Annotated in this window: 5 protein-coding genes; 2 read left to right on the top strand and 3 right to left on the bottom strand. The window is 71.7% G+C overall.

The features are described from left to right. The coding region (locus tag ACFTXQ_RS36500; RefSeq protein ID WP_382649951.1) for a hypothetical protein at positions 1 to 274 on the top strand (274 nt) is incomplete at its 5' end. Between the two features lie 191 nt (positions 275 to 465). Here the strand turns inward: ACFTXQ_RS36500 and ACFTXQ_RS36495 are convergent. Next, positions 466 to 1,473: a stage II sporulation protein M gene (locus tag ACFTXQ_RS36495; RefSeq protein WP_382649948.1), complete on the bottom strand. Its 1,008-nt coding sequence runs from the start codon at positions 1,471 to 1,473 to the stop codon at positions 466 to 468. A gap of 112 nt (positions 1,474 to 1,585) precedes the next feature. Here ACFTXQ_RS36495 and ACFTXQ_RS36490 point away from each other — a divergent pair, with 112 nt between their 5' ends. Then, entirely contained in the window at positions 1,586 to 2,512 is a 927-nt protein-coding gene (locus ACFTXQ_RS36490) for an RDD family protein (protein WP_382649945.1), read from the top strand. Positions 2,513 to 2,516: 4 nt separating this feature from the next. On the opposite strand, the gene ACFTXQ_RS36485 is transcribed toward ACFTXQ_RS36490, so the two are convergent. Both ACFTXQ_RS36485 and ACFTXQ_RS36480 read right to left on the bottom strand, forming a co-directional pair. Next, the gene (locus ACFTXQ_RS36485) at positions 2,517 to 3,134 is read right to left on the bottom strand and encodes a hypothetical protein (RefSeq protein ID WP_382649942.1); all 618 of its coding nucleotides are present in this window, start codon (positions 3,132 to 3,134) and stop codon (positions 2,517 to 2,519) included. A 90-nt stretch (positions 3,135 to 3,224) separates the two neighbouring features. After that, on the bottom strand, positions 3,225 to 3,313 hold an 89-nt coding region (locus ACFTXQ_RS36480), incomplete at its 5' end, for an adenosylhomocysteinase (RefSeq protein WP_382649954.1).

Below are 3,313 nucleotides of genomic sequence, written 5' to 3'. Positions count from 1 at the left end.
GAAGTGGACGGGGTATCAACTTCTGGCGTTGATTTTTGGCACGCTGTTGAGTTCTCAAGGAACGGACGCTTCCTTCGTACTCACCCTCAGTAACATTTACTGGGGCTTTCCTCCGGGCTTTCGTTCTACTGTCTTGCGTTTCCGACTCTATCAGACTCTTTCGTGTCCGATTTCCTCGGCGCTTTCGAGGTTCTGCGCTTTCGCGCTTTCCCTTTCCGGCGATTCCGACTCTATCAGAAGTTCTCCACCGGATTTACCGGCTTCCGATTCCTGAATGAGGAGTCGACTGTGCCCCGCTGGAATTCAATTCCTTGGATTCCTCGGCGAGGGCAAGAGAGATTATGAACCATGGCCGCCGAACTGTCCAGCTCAGGCAACCGTTCGAATCTACCTCCCCGTCGCGGATGTGTCAACACCCGTTCCGGGACCTGAGGAGACTAGCAGGATCGGGGGGTCCAACGCACATCAGGCCGCCGTGGGGAGCGTCGCCGTCTGGTCGGCGGCCTCTACGTCGCCCGCCTCGCCGGCGCGGGAGGCCCTGCCGCCGAGGACGAAGACGTAGAGGAGGAAGGCCGCCTCCGCGACGACTCCGATGGTGATGCGGGCCCAGGTGGGGAGGCCGGAGGGGGTGACGAAGCCTTCGATCAGGCCCGAGATGAAGAGGACCACCGCCAGGCCGATGGCCATGCCCAGGGCGGCGCGGCCCTGTTCGGCGAGGGCGGTGCGGCGGGTGCGGGGGCCCGGGTCGATGACCGTCCAGCCCAGGCGCAGCCCGGTGCCGGCCGCGACGAAGACCGCGGTCAGTTCGAGCAGGCCGTGCGGGAGGATCAGGCCGAGGAAGACGTCGAGACGGCCGGCGGCGGCCATCAGGCCGAGGCCGACGCCCAGGTTCGCCATGTTCAGGAAGAGGATCCAGAGCACGGGCAGGCCGAGGAAGGCGCCGAGGACCAGGCAGATGGCGGCCGCCTGGGCGTTGTTCGTCCAGACCTTGGCGGCGAAGGAGCCGGCGGGGTGGCTGGAGTAGTACGTCTCGTACTCGCCGCCCGGCCGCGTGAGCGCCTTCAGGTCCTCCGGGGCCCCGATGGCGCCCTGGACCTCGGGGTGCGTGGCTATCCACCAGCCGATGAGCACGCCGAGGGCCGTCGAGAGCAGGGCGGTCGGTATCCACCAGCGGCGGCTGCGGTAGACCGCGGCCGGGAAGCCGACGGTGAAGAAGAGGGCCGCGTCGCGCCAGCCGGCGCGGCGGGTGCCGGTCACCGTGGCGCGGGCACGGGCGACCAGCTGGGTCAGCCGGCCCGTGAGCATCGGGTCGGGGGTGGTGGACTGGATCAGGGAGAGATGGGTGGAAGTGCGCTGGTAGAGGGCGACGAGCTCGTCCGCCTCGGCTCCGGTGAGCTTGCGGCCGCGGCCCAGGAGCTGCTCCAGGCGGGCCCATTCCGTGTGGTGTGCCGCCACGAAGACATCGAGATCCATCCGCCTGCCCGCTCCCCTGCCCCAGGTCCCCTGCTACTGCCTATTGCGCGTGTGGTCAGCTTGGCAGACTGGATGCCGTAGGGGCGGGGCAGGTCACGTGAAAGGTGCTGCGGTGAGCGATCTGGTGACGGGGGACGCGGTCGTCCTGGGGTTGAGGCCTGCGCGGCTGCCGAGCCGGGCGCTGGCGATCGTCCTCGACCTGGTCGTGTACCTCGCCGCGTACGTGATCCTCACGATCGGGCTGGCCTACGCGATCGCCTCGCTGGACGTCGCCGCCCAGGCGGCGGTGTCCGTGGCGAGCTTCCTCCTGCTGCTGGTCGGCGTGCCGATCGCGGTGGAGACGCTGACGCACGGGCGCTCGCTGGGCAAGCTCGCCTGCGGGCTGCGGGTGGTGCGGGACGACGGGGGGCCGATCCGGTTCCGGCACGCGCTGGTGCGCGGGGCCATGGGGGTCGTGGAGCTGCTGATGACCTTCGGGTCCGTGGCGTGCATCGCGTCGCTGGTGTCGGCGCGCGGCCGGCGGCTCGGGGACGTGTTCGCGGGGACGCTGGTGATCCGGGAGCGGGTGCCGGGGGCGCGGGTGATGCCGGTGCCCCCGCCGCCGCCGTGGCTGGCCGGGCGGTTCGGCGGGCTGGACCTGTCGGCGGTGCCGGACGGGCTGTGGCTGGCGATACGGCAGTACCTGACGCGGATGAACCAGCTGGATCCGCAGGTGGGTGCGGCGATGGCGGCGCGGCTCGCGGATGATCTGGTGGCGCGGACCGGGGCGCAGCCTCCGGTGGGCGTGCCGGCCGCGGCGTTCCTGATGGCCGTGGTGCACGAGCGGCAGTCGCGGGACGCGGCACGGGCCCTCGCGGGTGCCGGCGCCCAGGGCCCCGTGCCTCCGGTAGCCGCCGGGATGCCTCCCGTGCCCGGCGGTCCCGGCCGGGGCCCGGCCCCGCAGGCCCCGCATGCCGCGCCCGTGGCGCCCGTGGCGCCCCTACAGCCCCCGGCTCCTGCGGCGGCTCCGCGCGCCGGCGGGTTCGCTCCGCCGGCCTGAGCGGCTATTCCTCGAAGGTCGAGGGCGGGGTCTCCAGGTGTTCGAGCTCGATGCCGGGGGCCGAGAGGACCACGTCCCCGGCGATGTGGATCGTGTGGACCTCGCCGGTGTCCAGGGCGCTGACCTGGTATTCGTCCACCAGGAGCGGGCCGCTGTCGGTGGGGTGCTCCTCGCGCCGCAGCAGGGCCCACGCCTGGTCGACCGTACGGGGCGCCAGGACGGGATCGGTGAGGGCGAGCAGCCGCACGCGGGTGGCGGGGGCGCCGGGGGTCAGGCGCAGCAGGCGGGCCGTGGCGATGAGGAAGGCCGGGGAGGTGCCGGTGAAGCCGGGGGCGCGGACGTTGCCCTCGGTGGCCTCGGCGCCCGTGGGGTCGGTGCGGACCCAGGTGACGCCGTCGATGGCGGCCCCGCGGACCTGCCAGCCGGCGGCGTTCACTTCCAGGCGGATGGGGCGGCCGAGTTCGTCGACGGCCAGGTCGACCGAGCCTTGGTGGTCGCCGTTCGGGGCGGTGCGCTGGGCGACGTAGCGCCAGCCGGAGGGGCCGGGGGCGCAGTGGAAGTGCTCCTCGCCGAGCGGGGTGTGGTCGTGCGTGTCGTGGAGGGAGTAGCGGCCGCGGGGCATGGGCTGGGGTCCTTGCGTGCGTACGTATGGGGCAGGCCCCCGGCACGGGTGCCGGGGGCCTGACTCAGGTGCTGCGGATCTGCGGGGAGATCAGTAGCGGTAGTGGTCCGGCTTGTACGGGCCCTCGACCTTGACGCCGATGTAGTCGGCCTGCTCGGGACGCAGGGTGGTGAGCTTGA

The sequence above is a fragment of the Streptomyces sp. NPDC057010 genome (assembly GCF_042673805.1).
Lineage (GTDB): Bacteria > Actinomycetota > Actinomycetes > Streptomycetales > Streptomycetaceae > Streptomyces.
This window is presented reverse-complemented; position numbering and strand designations above follow the sequence as displayed.